The organism is Nocardioides sp., from assembly GCF_029937575.1.
Classification (GTDB): domain Bacteria; phylum Actinomycetota; class Actinomycetes; order Propionibacteriales; family Nocardioidaceae; genus Nocardioides.
In genome coordinates, this window is the sequence record NZ_JAPYPS010000124.1 from 2,465 (window position 1) to 4,094 (window position 1,630).

Here is a 1,630-nt window from a genome sequence, read left to right on the forward strand (position 1 = left end):
CCCACCTCACGCCGCGCGCTGCTCCGCCGCGCGCGCGATCGTCTCCTCGACGACCGCGACGATGAGCGCGGGGTCGTCGCTCATCGGCACGTGCCCGCAGCCGGGCAGCGCGACGTGACGCGCCTGGGGCAACCGACGCTCGGCGGTTGCCGCCTGGCTGTAGGGCAGCAGTCGGTCGAGGGTGCCCCAGGCCACGGTGACCGGCGCGGTGGCCCCCAGGCGCCCCTCGCCGTTCTCCAGCTCGTAGCTGAGCCCGGCTCGCAGCGTCGGCAGGAAGGCTCGCGCGCGCTTCATCGCCAGCGCATCGCCGTACGTCGCCTCGGCGCCGTGCACCTCGGGGTGGGCGTAGAGCAGGTAGCCGATCGCACGACGAGCCGCAGCCGAGCGCGACAGCGTGCGCAGCAGCGCGTCCGGCACGTGCGCCGAGCCCCACATGGCCAGGAGCGACGTGAGCGCCCAGTAGCGGTCGAAGCGGCCGAAGAATCCGGCCGGACTGAGGACCGTCGCACTGGAGACGAGCTCGCGCGAGGCCAGCTCGAGACTGATCGCGCCGCCGAGGGAGTTGCCCACCACGTGCGGCCGCTCGATCCCCCACCGGGCGAAGTTGTCGGCGAGGTCGGAGCACGCGTTGTCCATGTCGTAGCGCTCACCCGACGGGTACGGCGCCGACTCACCGAAGCCGGCGAGGTCGAGCACGATGACGTCGTGGTGCTCGGCGAGCCGGTCGAAGACCGGCTTCCAGGCCTGGCGGCGGTGACCGATCCCGTGGATCAGGACGACCGGCTCACCGGAGCCCGCTCGGTCGTGGGCGAGGTGGGACAGCGGCATGCGAGCAGACCTCCGTTGGTCTCCATGAGTATGTGCGACATCGAGTCTCGCATAGATCTGTCACTCTGGGGAGGCCCAGCACCGCTCAGCCGTAGACGGTCTCGGAGCCGTCGGTGTCCTTGCCGACCTTGCGGGCCAGGTAGAGCCCCTCGAGGGCGAGCTCGATCGCCCCGGCGCGCTGGCCGTCGTTGGTCGCACCCAGGCGGTCGCACACGTCGTCGTACAGCTCCGACTCCCCCAGCACCGGCAGCCCGGTGAGGAAGTCGCGCGCGGTGACCTGCTCACCGGTGGTCACCATCGAGCCGGCCTCGATCGCGTCGACGAGCAGGGCGAAGTCGATGCCGCGGAAGTGGGCACGGACCGTCTCGGCGGTCGCGGTGCGCAGCAGGTGGGTGAGGATCTCCTCCTCCCGACCCTCCTCGCCCGATTCGAACTCGATCTTGCCGCCGAGCACCTCGACGGCGGTCTCGAGGTCGACGACACGAGCCACCGCCTCGTCCTCCTGCTGCACGGTGGCGCGGTGGATGGCAGCAGCGGCGATGGTCTCGGCCCCGGCGATGGCGAACCGGGCCGAGACGCCGGAGCGCTGGTCGACCGAGGAGGACTCGCGCAGCTGGCGGGTGAAGCGGGCCAGGATCTCGATCAGGAAGTCGGGGACGTCGACGAGGTCGGCCGGGATCTCGGCCTCCTGCCGGATCACCGAGATCTCGGCGTCCAGCTCCGTCGGGTAGTGCGTGCGGATCTCGGCGCCGAAGCGGTCCTTGAGCGGGGTGATGATGCGCCCGCGGTTGGTGTAGTCCTC

At 71.3% G+C, this 1,630-nt stretch carries 1 protein-coding gene and 1 pseudogene; both read right to left on the minus strand.

All coding sequences use genetic code 11. The annotated features are described in order from the left end of the window. Positions 1 to 6: 6 nt before the first annotated feature. Positions 7 to 828, minus strand: a complete 822-nt coding sequence (locus Q1K33_RS20590) for an alpha/beta hydrolase (protein ID WP_300406788.1) — start codon at positions 826 to 828, stop codon at positions 7 to 9. An 85-nt stretch (positions 829 to 913) separates the two neighbouring features. Beyond that, positions 914 to 1,630 (minus strand): annotated as a pseudogene (locus Q1K33_RS20595) (magnesium chelatase); the annotation flags it as partial.

Coding starts and splice junctions, on each gene's coding strand:
- Q1K33_RS20590 (WP_300406788.1), bottom strand. CDS start 828: ATGCCGCTGTCCCACCTCGCCCACGACCGAGCGGGCTCCGGTGAGCCG.